Origin of the sequence: Arthrobacter mangrovi (assembly GCF_026011795.1) — a bacterium.
Classification (GTDB): domain Bacteria; phylum Actinomycetota; class Actinomycetes; order Actinomycetales; family Micrococcaceae; genus Crystallibacter; species Crystallibacter mangrovi.
In genome coordinates this window covers 17730-31680 of record NZ_BRVS01000005.1, presented here as the reverse complement: position 1 = coordinate 31680, position 13951 = coordinate 17730, and the positions used below count along the sequence as shown (strand labels likewise).

General features: G+C 68.5%; 13 protein-coding genes. 10 read left to right on the top strand and 3 right to left on the bottom strand.

The features are described from left to right. The first annotated feature begins 20 nt into the window (after positions 1-20). The 3 genes from rph to AHIS1636_RS06135 all read left to right on the top strand — a co-directional run bounded on the left by rph (position 21) and on the right by AHIS1636_RS06135 (position 2190). Positions 21-806, top strand: a complete 786-nt coding sequence (gene rph / locus AHIS1636_RS06145; RefSeq protein WP_264794942.1) for a ribonuclease PH — start codon at positions 21-23, stop codon at positions 804-806. Next, complete coding sequence (rdgB, locus tag AHIS1636_RS06140; protein ID WP_264794941.1) at positions 799-1416, top strand: RdgB/HAM1 family non-canonical purine NTP pyrophosphatase; 618 nt, start codon at positions 799-801, stop codon at positions 1414-1416. The genes rph and rdgB overlap by 8 nt, the downstream gene beginning before the upstream one ends. Before the next feature lie 102 nt (positions 1417-1518). Beyond that, positions 1519-2190, top strand: a complete 672-nt coding sequence (locus AHIS1636_RS06135; RefSeq protein WP_264794940.1) for a DedA family protein — start codon at positions 1519-1521, stop codon at positions 2188-2190. Positions 2191-2230: 40 nt separating this feature from the next. Here the strand turns inward: AHIS1636_RS06135 and AHIS1636_RS06130 are convergent, their stop codons facing one another. After that, a complete protein-coding gene (locus tag AHIS1636_RS06130; protein WP_264794939.1) occupies positions 2231-2830 on the bottom strand; it encodes an HAD family hydrolase in 600 nt (199 codons plus the stop codon). 341 nt (positions 2831-3171) lie between these two features. On the opposite strand from AHIS1636_RS06130, the gene AHIS1636_RS06125 reads away from it, so the two are divergent. From AHIS1636_RS06125 to AHIS1636_RS06110, 4 genes are all read left to right on the top strand, one after another. Beyond that, positions 3172-3561, top strand: coding sequence for a GntR family transcriptional regulator (locus AHIS1636_RS06125; protein WP_264795276.1), 390 nt, complete (start codon positions 3172-3174; stop codon positions 3559-3561). Continuing rightward, complete coding sequence (locus AHIS1636_RS06120; protein ID WP_264794938.1) at positions 3558-4502, top strand: ABC transporter ATP-binding protein; 945 nt, start codon at positions 3558-3560, stop codon at positions 4500-4502. Before AHIS1636_RS06125 ends, AHIS1636_RS06120 begins: the two co-directional genes overlap by 4 nt. Beyond that, positions 4499-5188 (top strand): hypothetical protein, encoded by a 690-nt coding sequence (locus AHIS1636_RS06115; RefSeq protein ID WP_264794937.1) that lies wholly within the window; start codon positions 4499-4501, stop codon positions 5186-5188. The genes AHIS1636_RS06120 and AHIS1636_RS06115 overlap by 4 nt, the downstream gene beginning before the upstream one ends. 119 nt (positions 5189-5307) lie before the next feature. Then, the gene (locus tag AHIS1636_RS06110; protein WP_264794936.1) at positions 5308-6321 is read left to right on the top strand and encodes a 3'-5' exonuclease; all 1014 of its coding nucleotides are present in this window, start codon (positions 5308-5310) and stop codon (positions 6319-6321) included. Here AHIS1636_RS06110 and AHIS1636_RS06105 read toward each other — a convergent pair. Then, positions 6318-7310, bottom strand: coding sequence for an SDR family NAD(P)-dependent oxidoreductase (locus AHIS1636_RS06105; RefSeq protein ID WP_264794935.1), 993 nt, complete (start codon positions 7308-7310; stop codon positions 6318-6320). The two genes, AHIS1636_RS06110 and AHIS1636_RS06105, sit on opposite strands and share 4 nt — an antisense overlap. A 33-nt stretch (positions 7311-7343) precedes the next feature. Beyond that, on the bottom strand, positions 7344-8456 hold the full coding sequence (locus AHIS1636_RS06100) for an ADP-ribosylglycohydrolase family protein (protein ID WP_309298579.1): 1113 nt from the start codon (positions 8454-8456) through the stop codon (positions 7344-7346). A 136-nt stretch (positions 8457-8592) separates the two neighbouring features. On the opposite strand from AHIS1636_RS06100, the gene AHIS1636_RS06095 reads away from it, so the two are divergent. From AHIS1636_RS06095 to AHIS1636_RS06085, 3 genes are all read left to right on the top strand, one after another. Then, complete coding sequence (locus AHIS1636_RS06095; RefSeq protein WP_264794934.1) at positions 8593-9603, top strand: MIP/aquaporin family protein; 1011 nt, start codon at positions 8593-8595, stop codon at positions 9601-9603. A 94-nt stretch (positions 9604-9697) separates the two neighbouring features. Beyond that, positions 9698-10858: an exonuclease SbcCD subunit D gene (locus AHIS1636_RS06090; RefSeq protein WP_264794932.1), complete on the top strand. Its 1161-nt coding sequence runs from the start codon at positions 9698-9700 to the stop codon at positions 10856-10858. Beyond that, on the top strand, positions 10855-13893 hold the full coding sequence (locus tag AHIS1636_RS06085; protein WP_264794931.1) for an AAA family ATPase: 3039 nt from the start codon (positions 10855-10857) through the stop codon (positions 13891-13893). The genes AHIS1636_RS06090 and AHIS1636_RS06085 overlap by 4 nt, the downstream gene beginning before the upstream one ends. The last annotated feature ends 58 nt before the right edge of the window (positions 13894-13951 follow it).

Genomic DNA, 13951 nt, shown 5'->3' with positions numbered 1-13951 from the left:
TCTCCCGATAAGGTAGAGCCATGACTTCAGTAGAACGCAGCTCCTCCGCGCCCGCCATCGTCCGCGCCGACGGACGCAATCCGGACCAGCTGCGGCCGATCAGCATCACCCGCGGCTGGTCCAACCAGGCCGAAGGATCGGCGCTGATCGAGTTCGGCAACACCCGGGTCCTCTGCACCGCCTCCCTGACCGCCGGCGTACCGCGCTGGCTCAAGGGCGAAGGCCGCGGCTGGGTCACGGCTGAGTACGCGATGCTGCCCCGCGCCACCAACACCCGCTCCGATCGGGAGTCCGTCAAGGGCAAGATCGGCGGTCGCACCCACGAGATCTCCCGGCTGATCGGCCGGTCCCTGCGCTCCATCATCGACCTGAAGGCACTGGGCGAGAACACGATCGTGCTCGACTGCGATGTCCTGCAGGCGGACGGCGGCACCCGCACCGCCGCCATCACGGGAGCCTACGTGGCCTTGGCGGACGCCCTGCGCTGGGCCAAGGACAACAAGCTGGTGGCGCGCAGCGCGACTCCGCTGACGGACACGGTCGCCGCGGTGAGCGTGGGCATCATCGACGGTGTTCCCATGCTGGACCTGCCGTACGTCGAGGATGTCCGCGCGGAGACCGACATGAACGTCGTTGTGACCGGGTCCGGGGAGTTCGTCGAAGTCCAGGGCACCGCCGAAGGCGCACCGTTCGACCGTGCGGAACTGGACGCCCTGCTGGACCTTGCCCTGGCCGGGACGGCGCAGCTGGCCCAGATCCAGCGCGACACCCTCACCGAGACCCTGGCCGAGGTCATCCGTGGCTGAGGCACCCAGGCTGGTCCTGGCCACCCGGAACCAAGGCAAACTGCGGGAACTGCGCGAGCTGCTGCGCGGGCAGGTCCCCGGGCTGGATGTGGATACCCAGGTCATCGACGCCGCCGCGGCCGGAGTGCCGGACGTGCCCGAGACCGGCGTGACGTTCGCCGAGAATTCGCTGCTCAAGGCCCGGGCGGTCTTCGAGGCCACCGGCCTGGTGTCGGTGGCGGACGATTCCGGCCTGGCCGTGGACATCCTCGGCGGCGCCCCCGGGATCTTCTCGGCGCGCTGGGCCGGCGCGCACGGCGACGACGCCGCCAACCTGCGCCTGCTGCTGGACCAGCTTTCGGACATCGCCGCGCCGCACCGCGCGGCCGCGTTCGTATGCGCGGCCAGCGTGGTGTCCCCGGAGCTGGAGGCGGTCGAGGAAGGCCGCCTGGCGGGAACCCTGCTGACCGAACCGCGGGGGGCCAACGGGTTCGGCTACGATCCGATCCTGCAGCCGGCGGGGATGGAGCGCAGCTGCGCCGAACTCAGCCCCGAGGAGAAGAACGCCATCAGCCACCGCGGCCAGGCCTTCCGGGCGCTCCTGCCGCACCTGGTCAAGGCCCTCTCCTGACCACCGGCCTGCTTTGCCGCCCGCACTCCGAGTGGCCTTCGTCACGGATTACCCGCGCCGGTTCGCAGCGGGGCAGAGGCATAGGGCAGACTTGAAGGCACTATGAGTATCGTCGCGTCTGTAGCCGCCCAGTCCGCCGGATCCGCCAACCTGACCGGCGTCGCCCAGTGGGCCGTCGACGTGATGGAAACGATCGGTGCCCCCGGAGCCGGCCTGGCCATCGCGCTGGAGAACCTCTTCCCGCCGCTGCCGAGCGAGGTCATCCTGCCGCTGGCCGGTTTCACGGCCAGCCGGGGCAACTTCAGCCTGTTTGAGGCCCTTCTGTGGACCACCTTGGGCTCGGTTATCGGCGCCCTGGCGCTCTACGGGCTCGGCGCCCTGCTGGGCCGCCGACGGATGCTCGCCATCGCCGACAAGCTGCCACTGGTGGACGTCGAGGACGTGGAGCGGACGGAAGCGTGGTTCAACCGGCACGGCTACAGTGCGGTCTTCTTCGGCCGGATGATCCCGATCTTCCGTTCACTGATCTCGATCCCGGCCGGCATCGAGCGCATGCCGATCTGGAAGTTCCTCGGACTGACGGCAGCCGGCAGCCTGGTCTGGAACACGATTTTCGTCCTGGCCGGCTTCTACCTGGGCGAGAACTGGCACGTCGTCGAACAGTATGCCGGCATCTTCCAGAAGATCGTGATCGCCGTCGTCGTACTCCTGGCCGCGTACTGGGTCACGTCGAAAATCATCAAGACGCGCAACCGGAAGAAATCCGCCTCCTGACGGCAGGTCCTGCCCCGGACAACGGCAACCGCGGCCCGGCCTAGAGCTGCAGTTCGCGCAGCAGGTCCGTGCCCGGAACGTGGTGCACGGTCGTGAAGCCCAGCGCCGCGGCAGCGGCGATGTTCTCGGCCTTGTCATCGATGAAGACGATCGACGAAGGTTCGGCACCCAGTTCCTCCGCCACGTGCCGGAAGACGCCGGGATCGGGTTTGGTCATGCCGATCCGGGAGCTGTAGAAGGACTGCGCGAAGTACTTGGTCCAGCTGGCGCCGTCGAACTCGTCGGCCATGGCCGCAGGCATATTGGACAGGACGGCCAGGCCTGCGGAGCGTGAGCTGAGCAGTTCCAGCACGTCCAATGTGTCCAGGTTCAGGTGGGACCACTGGAAGGCATCGAGGGAGTCCAGCTCGGCCGCTTTTCCCAGGGAGACCGGGAGGCCCAGCACCTGGCTCCAATACTCAACCGAGGACAAGCGTCCCTCGTCGTAGTCGCGCCGGTGCCTCCAGTAGGTGCTGGCCTGGTGCCGCAGTTCCAATCCCGCGGCGTCTTCCATCGCCAGCCAATCAGCATCTTCCGGCGCGGTCGAGATGACCATGCCGTAGTCGAAGACGTACCAATGAGGGTCAGGTCGGTAGTCCATGGGACCAGCGTAGACCTCGGGCCGCATAGCGGCGCAGGGCCCGAAGTAAACACTCTGTGAAGGTTTCCCCCGCGCGGGCCAGTCCGCCCCGACTGCCCCGGCGCTCCGCCCCCTTCGCCCTGCCCGCCGTCGTCGTGCTTTCCTGCGCCTAGCAGCCCCGCCCGGGTGATCCGCCCCCTTCACCCCCGTCCGCCGTCGTCGTGCTTCCCCGCTCTTAGCAGCCCCGCCGGACGCCACCCTTGACGCGGCAAGTCGTTCCGGTGCTATGGTTAGTTACACAAGTAATGAACCACTGAACCAATGAACAAGGGGCAGGGGGAAACGGAAGGAGGGCGGAGGTGCTGATTGACGACTCGCGTCCGATCTTCGTGCAGATCGCTGAACGGATCGAAAACGACATCGTCGACGGGGCGCTGGCCGAGGAAAGCCAGGTCCCGTCGACCAATGAATTCGCTGCCTTCTACCGGATCAATCCGGCGACGGCTGCCAAAGGAGTGAGCAGGCTGGTGGATGAGGGCTTGCTGTACAAGAAGAGGGGGATCGGCATGTTCGTCGCAGCCGGCGCCCGGGCGAAGCTGCTGGAACGGCGGCGGGAAGAGTTTTTCCGCCAGTACGTGCAGCCGCTGACCCGGGAGGCGCGAAAACTGGGCATTACATCCGAGCAGCTGACGCAGATGCTCGGCCGCAGCGATAGCGGTACACAACTACCCGAGGGGAGCGTTGCACAGTGACCGGCACAGCCACACCTGAAGTCATCAGCGTGCGGAACGTCAGCAAGAAGTACAAGGACTCGCTCGCGCTGGACAACGTCGATCTGACCCTTGAGGGCGGCAAGATCTACGGACTGCTGGGCCGCAATGGTGCCGGCAAGACCACCCTCATGTCCGTGCTGACGGCGCAGGGTTTCCAGACCTCGGGCGAGGTGCGGGTCTTCGGCCACCGCCCCTACGAGAGCGATCGCGTCCTGGGCCGGATCTGCTTCATCCGGGAATCCCAGAAGTACCCGGACGACTTCACCCCCGCCCAGGCATTCAAGGCGGCCTCGATGTTCTTCGCCGGCTGGGACCAGGCCTTTGCGGACCGCATGGTCGAGGAGTTCCAGCTGCCGGCCAAGCGGCGGATCAAGAAGCTCTCACGCGGGCAGCTCTCCGCGGTCGGAGTCATCATCGGACTGGCATCGCGGGCCGAAATCACGTTCTTCGATGAGCCGTACCTGGGGCTCGACGCGGTCGCTCGGCAGATCTTCTACGACCGTCTCGTGCAGGATTTCGCCGAGCACCCGCGGACCATCGTCCTCTCCTCGCACCTGATCGACGAGGTGGCAAACCTGCTGGAACACGTGATCCTGATCGATAAGGGCCGCATCCTCGTTGACGAGGACGCCGAATCCATCCGCGGCTCGGCCGTCACCGTGGTGGGGCCGGCCGCGCTGGTCGGGGAGTTCACGGCGGGCCGCTCGGTGCTCCACCGGGAGACATTCGCCTCGCTGGCCTCCGTCACTATCGATGCCCGGCTGAGTGCGCGGGAACGTGCCGAGGCCGGCGAGCTGGGACTTGAACTGGCGCCCGTCACCCTGCAGCAGTTGATCGTGCGGAAGACCATGGCCGCGACTGGAACGGACCTCTCCGTGGGGGAGCGGGACAGCGACGCTGAACTGGAGGCAACGAAATGAACCGCGTGGTCAATGTGGCGCGCATGCAGCTGATCAACAAGTGGACGTACCTGGGCATCCCGGCGATCATCCTGGCCAGCGCGTTCCTCATCACCTATGCCATCTGGGCGCTCGTTCCCAGCGGCGGCGGGGCCATGTACTCGGGGGCCGCGCAGTCCGTGATGTGGTACTTCCTCGCCCTCGGCATCATGTCGATGACGCAGACGTTCCCGTTCTCCCAGGCCATGAGCGTCAGCCGGCGGACGTTCTACATCGGCACGCTGGGGCTGTTCGCGGTCGTGGCGCTGGCCATCAGCGTCCTCTACTACGTACTCGGCCTGATCGAGAAGGCCACGGGCGGCTGGGGAGTGAACGGCCAGCTGTATGCGCTGGGGTGGCTGGCCGACCAGCCGGCGCTGGTGCAGATCTACTTCTACTTCATCGCCATGGTGGCCCTGTTCATGATCGGATTCTGGTTCGCCACGATCTACAAGCGGTGGCAGGCGACCGGCATGCTGGTGGTGTGGATCGCGGTGGCGGTAGTACTGCTGGGGCTCGTGGCGTTGGCCACGTGGCAGGGCTTGTGGCCGGAAGTCGGCGCATGGTTCGTTGCACAGACCCCGCTGAGTGTTTCGGGCTGGGCTACGGTGTTCTGTGCCGCGTTGGCCTGCGGTTCCTACCTGACCCTGCGCCGGGCCACACCCTGATGCTCCGGTGGGAGTACGACGGCGGCGGCCGGGCCTGGGAGCCGAGGGTTCCCCCGGCTCCGGGTCGCCGCCGTCGCGCCTCCCCGTGACTGTCGGAGGCGTTGGGTAGTCTTGGCGACGTGGGAATTGAGTTCACGGCCATTGACTTCGAGACAGCAAACGGATTCCGGGGCTCCCCATGTTCGGTAGGGCTGAGCAAGGTCAGGGACGGCAAGGTCGTCGAGGAAGCCTCCTGGCTGATGCGCCCGCCGGAAGGATTCGACCGCTTCGATCCCCGCAACGTGCAGATCCACGGCATCACCGCGGCTATGGTCGCGGACAAGCCGCGGTTCGGCGACGTGTTTCCCGAAATGGCCGGCTTCATCGGCGGAGACCTGGTCGTGGCGCACAACGCCGCCTTCGACCTAGGCGTCATTCGTTCCGCGCTGGAGGTATCGGAGCTGGCTGGTCCGGCGTACGACTATGCCTGCACAGTGATCCTTGCACGGCGGAGCTACTCGCTGGTGTCCTACTCGCTGCCGTTCGTCGCCGAGGCCGCCGGAGTCCCGCTGCGCAACCACCACGACGCGGTCGAGGACGCACGTGCCTGCGCCGGCATCATGATCGACATCGCCGGACGCCGCCAGGCCTCGAGCGTCGCGGAACTGCTCCTGGGACTGCAGCTCTCGGCGTCCCGCCTGCAGGAGTACACGCCGGGACGGGACGGCGTCTCCAAGCCCACCCTGGCGGCCCGCGAGCGGCAGGAGCTGCAGGCGGGCGGTCCGGTGCCGCAGACGGCCTGGACCTACTGGCCGCAGGAGGGAGCCAACCCGCCCGCGAACGCGGACGCGGACAGGACACATCCGCTGTACGGCCAGACCGTCGTCTTCACCGGCAACCTGGGCATCGAACGGCAGCAGGCCAAGAGCCGCGCGGCCGCCCTCGGCGCGCAGCCGGCCAGCAGCGTCACCCGGAAGACCACCGTGCTCGTGGTGGGGGACGGCTTCGTCGCGGCGGACCTCAAGCGCGGCCGGATCACCGCCAAGGCGCAGAAGGTGCTCCAGCTGCACGGCCGGGGCCAGCAGATCGAAGTCCTTTCCGAGGGCGAGTTTCTGCAGATGCTCGGCGGCGAATGGCCGGCGGCCAGCGCCTAGCGGCGTGTCCTGCAGTGCGCCGGGAGCGGCCCGCCCGGCAAAACCGCCGGTGCGGCCCCGCCTATAGCGGGAGCCGGACCCCGGTCAGGTCGCGCGAAAGATCGATGAGGCGGGACGCCGCATTTGCGCTCGAGGGCGTGCCGCCGCGGCCGGACCCTTGCCGGCCGACCGGTGAGCTGTAAGAAGCCGTCCGGCCCCCAGTAGTCTTCGCTGCACACATCCGGGCCGCCGACGGCGCGCACCAGCGGCCTCGCGCCGTCGTCCTTGCCCTGGGCCAAAGGGCGGGCCAGCAACTGCTGGACCCGGCCAGGATGCGGCCGGCCCTCGACCCCCGGGCGGGACGGCGTGAACATGCTGCGGGCGTAGCCGGGATGCGCCACCACGGAACTGACGCCGGAGCCGGACAGCTCGAGGAGACGGGCCAGCTCGAAGCCGAAGCTCATGACGGCGAGCTTGGACAGCGCGTACTGGCGGTAGCTGGAGTAGCGCTCCGGATGGGCGGCGGAACGGAAGTCAGTCCGGACCCAGCGGTGGCTGATGCTGCCGACGTGGACTATCCGCGCGCGGCGCCGCTCGAGCTCCGGCAGGAGGCCGCAGATCAGCGCGTAGTGGCCCAGGTGGTTGGTGCCGAACTGCAGTTCGAAGCCGTCGGCCGTGTCCCGCCGGGTGGGTGATCCGATGACCCCGGCGTTGGCCAGCAGCGCGTCGATACGGTCGAGCCGGGCCAATGACGCAACTGTCTCTCGGACAGAGTCCAGGCTGGCCAGATCCAGCGGCTGGCAGCTGATCCGCGCCTCGGGAATGCGCGCGGTGATAGCGGCCGCCGCGGCGGCGGCCTTCGCCGGGTTCCGCGCCGCGATGACCACATGTGCTCCGGCCGCCGCCAGCTGCTCCGAGGCGAAATAGCCGAGTCCGGCGTTGCCGCCGGTCACTACGATGGTCCGTCCGTGCAGCGACTGGATGTCTGCGGGGTTGTGCTCTTCGGTCACGCGATACTCCTAGGCGGTCCGAATGGCCCGGGTTCAGGCGGTCTGGGCCAGGAAGAGGGCTGCCATTCCGGTGACCTCCTCGGTCCCCTCGGCGCTGGCGAGCCACGCCGGCGGCAGCGCAGCCTCGCCGTAAAAGGCGCCGAGCAGGCTGCCGGCCATGCTGCCGATGGCGGAACTGTCGCCGTCGACGTTAATGGCCAAGGCAAGTGTGGAACGGAAGTGTTCCTGCGGGTCCGGGTCCGAACCGGCCAGGACCGCGTACAGTGCGACGGCGAGGGCCTCGTCGGCGGCCAGACCGGCGCCGAGTGCATCCCGGAGTTCCTCCAGCGGCACCTGTCCCGACTCGCCCAGCCGCAGGGCGGCCCGCAGCCTGCCGGCCAGGCGTGAGGCCTCCGGGTCGGATTCCATGTCCGCCAGCACTGCCGCCGCGGCCCGGGCCGGTGAGGCATCCCCGTGGGCGAGCAGCCGGATCATGCCGCTGAAGGCCGCCGCGCCATGATGCGCTACGGGATGCCCGTGGGTCAATGCGGCGCCGTGAACCGCGAGGCGGGCGGTGAATTCCGCCGCCACATGCGGCAGCAGCCCGAAGGCTGCGGACCGGGCGACGCTCTCGGCGCCCTCGGCCGCGGTGTTCAGCGGCCGGGCGCGGCTGCCCATCTCGCCCGTTGCCAAAGCCGCCAGGCAGGCAGCGCTGGGGGAGCGGCGCTCGTGCAGAAGCTGCTGTTCGTCGATCCAGCGAGGGAGGGGATGCGGTGCCGTTTCCGGGAACCCGCCTTCCAGACCCGCGTACCAGCGCAGATAGGACAGCCACAGGCACGCGGTCTCATCGGCGGCGGTGCCGGAATTCGCCCACTCGAGCGCTTCGATGAGCGCATCCAGAGTGTAGAGCGCCAGCTGCGTCGTGCCGGAAATGCGGGCACCGCCGGGCAGCTGGTCGAGGCTGCGAAGGCCCTCGGCTCCGAACCGGATCCTTATGCCTTCCAGGCTGCTGGCGGTGACGGGATAGCCCAGCTGGTCGCCAAGCGCCCCGCCGAGCAGGCAGCCGCGCACGCGCGACGGGAAATCGATGGGACCGGCCACGCCCGACGAACTCGGGGTGCCTGTGGAGGGGAAACCGGATTCCCCGGGGTGCTGGGCGTCGTTCACCCGACCAGTCTATGGGGGAGGACCGGAGCCTATAATCCAGCCAGCGTTCAGCGAATTCCCAGTCAGCGGTGAAACGCTGTAACCGTTTGTGTTAAAAATTGCCGGCCTCTGGCCGGTCAGAGGAGGTACATACTACATGTCGGCAGACCAGACCGCGCGACCGGAGGCGGCAGGACCGGCGGCTGCACGCCCGCTCCGCCTGGGTGAGGGCTACGGGCTGTCGGCCCGCATCGCAGCCGAGGCCGCGGGTGCTTTCCTGTTGTTCTTTGGCGCCATGGGCATCGGCATGTTCAATCCCCAGGGCGGTTTTGCCGTTCCCTTCGGCTTCGGGTTCGCCGTCGTCGCGGGGATGCTGGCCTTCGGGCATATCTCCGGCGGCCATTTCAATCCGGCCATCACGCTGGGCAGCGCCCTCGCCGGACGGACCCGCTGGAAGAGCGTCCTCCCCTACGTCATCGCGCAGCTGGCGGGAACGTCGCTCGCGGCCGTAGTGCTGTGGGTCGTCATGCTCAGCCATCCCGTGGGCAGCCAGGCCGCCCAGGTGTTCAGCTCGGTGGCGAACAAGTATGCCAGCGGCGACGAACTGGGCTTCGGGATGGCCGGAGTCTTCCTCGCCGAGACCATTGCCACCGCCGTCCTTGTCGCCGTCTATCTCGGCACGACGTCCTCGAAGGAGCGGCTGCGCGGCGCGCCGTACGCGGTCGGCTTGGCGTTCGCAGTCCTGACCGCGGTCCTCATCCCGATCTCCAACGCGGGCATGAACCCGGCCCGCTCCACGGCCGGTGTGTACTTCGCCGAGCCGGCCGCGCTGGGCGACCTCTGGCTCTTCTGGGTTGCTCCGCTGCTGGGCGCCGTTATCGCCGGCCTGCTGTACCGCAGCGCGGAGACGGTCCCGCCGGCCACGGTCGAGGCCGGGGCAGCAGGCGGGACGCCGGAGCAGGCGGTGCAGATGCAGGCTCCCGCCGGACGCCCGGTTCAGGCCGGAAGCCAAGTTGACACCGGTACCCGTGAGGCCGGCCGGCCGGCCGCAGGCTCTTCCGCCCCGGCCGCCGAGGCCCAATCCGCTGCGAAGGATGACCGCGGAGCCGAAGAGGCGCGCGACTTCTTCGACGGCGGGACCGACGGCAAGCGGGACCAGGGGAAATAACCCCGAGCTCGAGGCAGGGGCGGCACGGCCAAAATGCGGACGTGCCGCCCCTGCTTGCGCAAAACTGTCGGAGGGCGCGGATAGCGTTTAAGGCATGAGGTTACTGCACACTTCCGACTGGCATTTCGGCCGCTCGTTCCACGGCGTCGGCATGCTCGACGCGCAACGGCGTTTCGTTGACCACCTGCTCGAAACGGTCAGCAGCCGGGGGATCGACGTTGTCCTGATAGCCGGGGATGTCTACGACCGTGCCCTGCCCGGCGTGGACGCGGTGACACTCTTTTCGGAAACGCTTTCCCGCATCCGGGAGGCGGGCGCGGCCGTCATCCTCAGCAGCGGCAACCACGACTCCGCCTCCCGGCTCGGGTTCGGATCGGAGATCCTCGCCCGCGGCGGCGTGCATTTGCGCACCAGGCTGGACCAGCTGGCCGTCCCGGTCGAGCTGGAGCTGGGGGCGGCCACGCTGGCCGTCTACGGCATTCCCTATCTCGAACCGCGGCTGACGGCGGAAGAGCTCGGCAGTTCCGTTCCCAGCCATGCCGCGGTAACGCGGGCCGCCCTCGACCGGGTGCGGACGGACCTCGAGGCCAGGCGTTCGCAGGGGCGCGTGCATTCCCTCGTCATGGCCCACACATTCGCCAGTGGAGGCCTGACCTCGGACAGCGAACGGGACCTCAGCATCGGCGGCGTCGGGGCCGTTCCGCTCGACCTCTTCGACGGATTGGACTACGTGGCCCTGGGCCACCTGCACGGACGCCAGCAACTGAGCCACACGGTGCGCTATTCCGGCTCCCCGCTGCCCTACTCGTTTTCCGAAGCGGGGCATGAAAAGGGCGGATTCATCCTCGAATTCGCCGGGGACGGACTGGCCTCTGTCGAACCGGTGAACTGGCCGGCCGCCCGGCGCCTTGCCGTGCTGAAGGGAACCTTGGAGGAATTGCTGGCCTCGCCCGACCATGCCTGGGCCGAGGAAGCCTACTGCCAGATCACGCTGACCGACGACGATCGCCCGGCCAAGGCCATGGAACGTCTCCGGCAGCGCTTCGCGGACACGCTGGTGCTGTCCTTCGAGCCTGCGTCCCCGCGGGAGAAGGCGGCGATGAGCTATAGCCGGAGGATTGCCGAGGCCAGGAATGACCTCGAGCTCTGCTGCGGCTTCCTTGACCACGTCCGTTCCCGCGAAGCCAGCGACGCGGAGCGGGCGCTCCTCCGGGACACGCTGTCCGGCGCGGCTGCCGCGGAGGTGTCGGCATGAGGATCCACCGCCTTGAGATCCAGGCGTTCGGGCCCTTCGCCGGACGTGAGGTCATCGACTTCGACGAGCTCAGCAGCCAGGGACTCTTCCTGTTGAATGGCCCCACGGGTGCCGGCAAGACCAGCATCCTGGACGCCGTCTGCTTCGCGCTGTACGGCTCGGTCCCCGGAGCCCGGCAGCAGGGCAAGCGGCTGCGCAGCGACCATGCGGCCCCGGACGCGGTCCCGGAAGTCGTCTGCGAATTCAGCGCCCGCAACCGGCGTTTCGAAGTGACGCGCAGCCCCCAGTGGGAACGGCCTTCCAGCCGTTCCCGCAAGGGAACCGTGACGGAGAAGGCGCTGACCCTGCTCCGCGAAAAGGCGGATGGCGTCTGGATTCCGAAGACCTGGCGCAATGATGAAGCCGGTTCCGAACTGCTGGCCATCCTCGGCATGAGCCTCGAACAGTTCACCAAGGTAGTGCTGCTTCCGCAGGGAGACTTCGCGGCCTTCCTGCGGGCCGATGCCAAAGACCGGCGGCCGCTGCTGCAGCGCCTTTTCAACACTGAGCGCTTCGAAACGGTAGAGCAGATGCTTGCGGACGAAGCGGCCAAGGCGAGGACAGCCTATGAGGCCGCTGGGGCGGGCATCGGCCAGCTTCGGGCCCGGGTGCTGGAAGAAGCTCAGCGCCACCTGGCCGAGGACGTTCTGCCCGCGGAGCCGCTGCCGGACGAGGACCTGTTCAGGGTGCTGGAAGGTGCGCTGGCGGACAAGGCTGCAGCCGGACAGGCGGCAGCGGATGACGGGCGTCAGCAGGTCCGGAGGCTGCAGGATGCCATTGTCGTCCAGGAACGCGCGCTGTCCGATGCCGCCGAACTGGCCGGCATGGAGAAGCTTGCTGCCGGGCATCGGGCAGGCGCGGCGGCCCACGCCGAGCTCATGGGGACGCTGGAAGCACACCGGGCCGCGGAACTGCTCGCGGCGCCGATCCGGCACCGGGACCAGGCGGCCCGTTCAGTGGAGCAGGCGACAAAGGATTTCCTCGAAAGCTCCGACGCCGCACAGGCCCACAGGCTCTATCCGCACTTCGCAGCGGACCGCCCGGAACCGGACCGCGGCGGCAAGGATCTGCTGGACGGTATCTCGAGGCAGCTTTCGGACGAGCTCGGCCGAGCCCGCGCTATGCTTCCCGAGGCGGAGCGGCTGGCCGAAGCCAAGGAAGCCCAGCTGCTTAAGGACCGGCACGTCGCAGGCCTGCGGGCAGAGCTGGAAACCGCGGAACAGCGGCGGCGGGAGACGGAGCAGGAACAGGCGCTCCTTCAGGCGCAGCTTGAATCCGTCGAGCGGCTCCCGCAGGACCCCGCATTGCTGGCCGAAAGGGTTGACCAGGCGAAGAGCATCAGGGAAGCCGTCGTTGCCTACGCCGACTCTGTCCGCAAAACCGAGGAAGCGCGCCGGCGCCGCGATCTCGCGCAGCTAGAGCAGCTGGATCTGAAGGAGACCTGGCTGCAGCTGCTGGAGCGTCGGCTGGAACAGGCAGCCGCGGAACTGGCGGAGACGCTGGCAGCCGGCGGCCCTTGCCCGGTGTGCGGCGGAACCGAACACCCCGCTCCGGCGCAGCCCGATCGCGATGGACTCGTCACCCGCGAACAGGAAGGCCAGGCAAGGAGCAGGCACGCGGAAGCAGAGGCACGGCACGCGGCAGCGCAGCAGGCCTGCTCCGCGCTCGAGCAGGAGCTCTCCGTCCTGGCTTCACGCGGCGGGACGACGCCCCTGGCCGAAGCAGAGGACGCTGTACGCGCCGCCGAGGAACGACTGGATGCCGCGCTCGCCGAACGCCGGCGGCTTGAGATCCTCCAGGAAAAGGTGCAGGACAACGCACGGCAGCTGCAGGCACTTCAGCAGCAGCTGTCGGCTACCGCCGTGGACCGGGCAACGGCAGAATCCGAATTGAGCGCCGCACGAAGCCGCACCGCCGAGCTTGAACGACGGCTCGCCGAAGTCCTGCCGGAGGGCGGCCGGCTTCAGGACCGGGTGGCCGAACTTGCCCGCCTCGAACGGCTGATCACCGCGTGCGCCGAGCTGCTGGTCCAGCGTGACCACGCGAGCCAGGCACTCGACCGGGCGGAGGATGAACTCGCCGCGGCGGTGGCTGGGTCCGAGTTCGGCACGGAAGAAGAAGCCCGCGTCGCGCTGCTGGACCAGGCTGCGCTCGCCGACCTGACGCGCCGCCGGAACGCCTACGACGAAACCGGCCAGCGGCTGCGGCTGCTGGCTGAATCGCCCGCCATCGTCCGGGCCCGGGAGGCGGCCGGGAAGGGTGCGGGCCTGCCGAAGGCCGAAGACGTCGAAACAGCCCGGCACCAGGCGCGCGCCTTGGAAGAGGAGGTCAGGCGGGAAGCGGTGCAACTGGGCATGGTGAAGGCCGCGCAGGAACAACTGGCGGGCTACCGTACCCGGCTGGCGGAGCAACTCGCCCGCCTAAGGCCGGTGGAGGAACGTTTCGAACTCGTCCGGTCGGTCGCGGACACGGTGCGCGGCCTGGGGGACAACGACCGCAAGATGACCCTCGCCACCTACGTGCTGGCGGCCAGGCTCGAACAGATAGCCGCGGCAGCATCGGAGCGGCTCAACACCATGACGGACGGCCGCTACACGCTGGTGCACGATGACTCGAAGTCGGGCAACAAGAAGTCCGGGCTGGGGCTGCACGTCAGCGACGAATGGACCGGGCTGCGCCGCGATACGGCGACGCTGTCCGGCGGCGAATCCTTCATGGCATCGTTGGCACTGGCCCTCGGGCTAGCCGATGTGGTGCAAGCCGAATCGGGCGGCATCGACATCGAGACGCTGTTCGTTGACGAGGGGTTCGGCAGCCTGGACGAGCAGTCGCTCGAGCAGGTGATGGACGCCCTCGAAGGGTTGCGGGACGGCGGGCGGGTCGTCGGCCTGGTCAGCCACGTCGCCGAAATGAAACAGCGGATCGGTGCGCAGCTGCGGGTCACGAAGGGCCGCCACGGGTCGACGGTGCGGACGGTGCTGGCCGCCGTCCAATAGGGCCGGGTGCGGCCGAGGCCGCAGCTGCCGGGGACCGCACCCCGACGGGGCCCCGGCG

Coding starts and splice junctions, on each gene's coding strand:
- rph (WP_264794942.1), top strand. CDS start 21: ATGACTTCAGTAGAACGCAGCTCCTCCGCGCCCGCCATCGTCCGCGCC.
- AHIS1636_RS06135 (WP_264794940.1), top strand. CDS start 1,519: ATGAGTATCGTCGCGTCTGTAGCCGCCCAGTCCGCCGGATCCGCCAAC.
- AHIS1636_RS06130 (WP_264794939.1), bottom strand. CDS start 2,830: ATGGACTACCGACCTGACCCTCATTGGTACGTCTTCGACTACGGCATG.
- AHIS1636_RS06115 (WP_264794937.1), top strand. CDS start 4,499: ATGAACCGCGTGGTCAATGTGGCGCGCATGCAGCTGATCAACAAGTGG.
- AHIS1636_RS06095 (WP_264794934.1), top strand. CDS start 8,593: ATGTCGGCAGACCAGACCGCGCGACCGGAGGCGGCAGGACCGGCGGCT.
- AHIS1636_RS06090 (WP_264794932.1), top strand. CDS start 9,698: ATGAGGTTACTGCACACTTCCGACTGGCATTTCGGCCGCTCGTTCCAC.
- AHIS1636_RS06085 (WP_264794931.1), top strand. CDS start 10,855: ATGAGGATCCACCGCCTTGAGATCCAGGCGTTCGGGCCCTTCGCCGGA.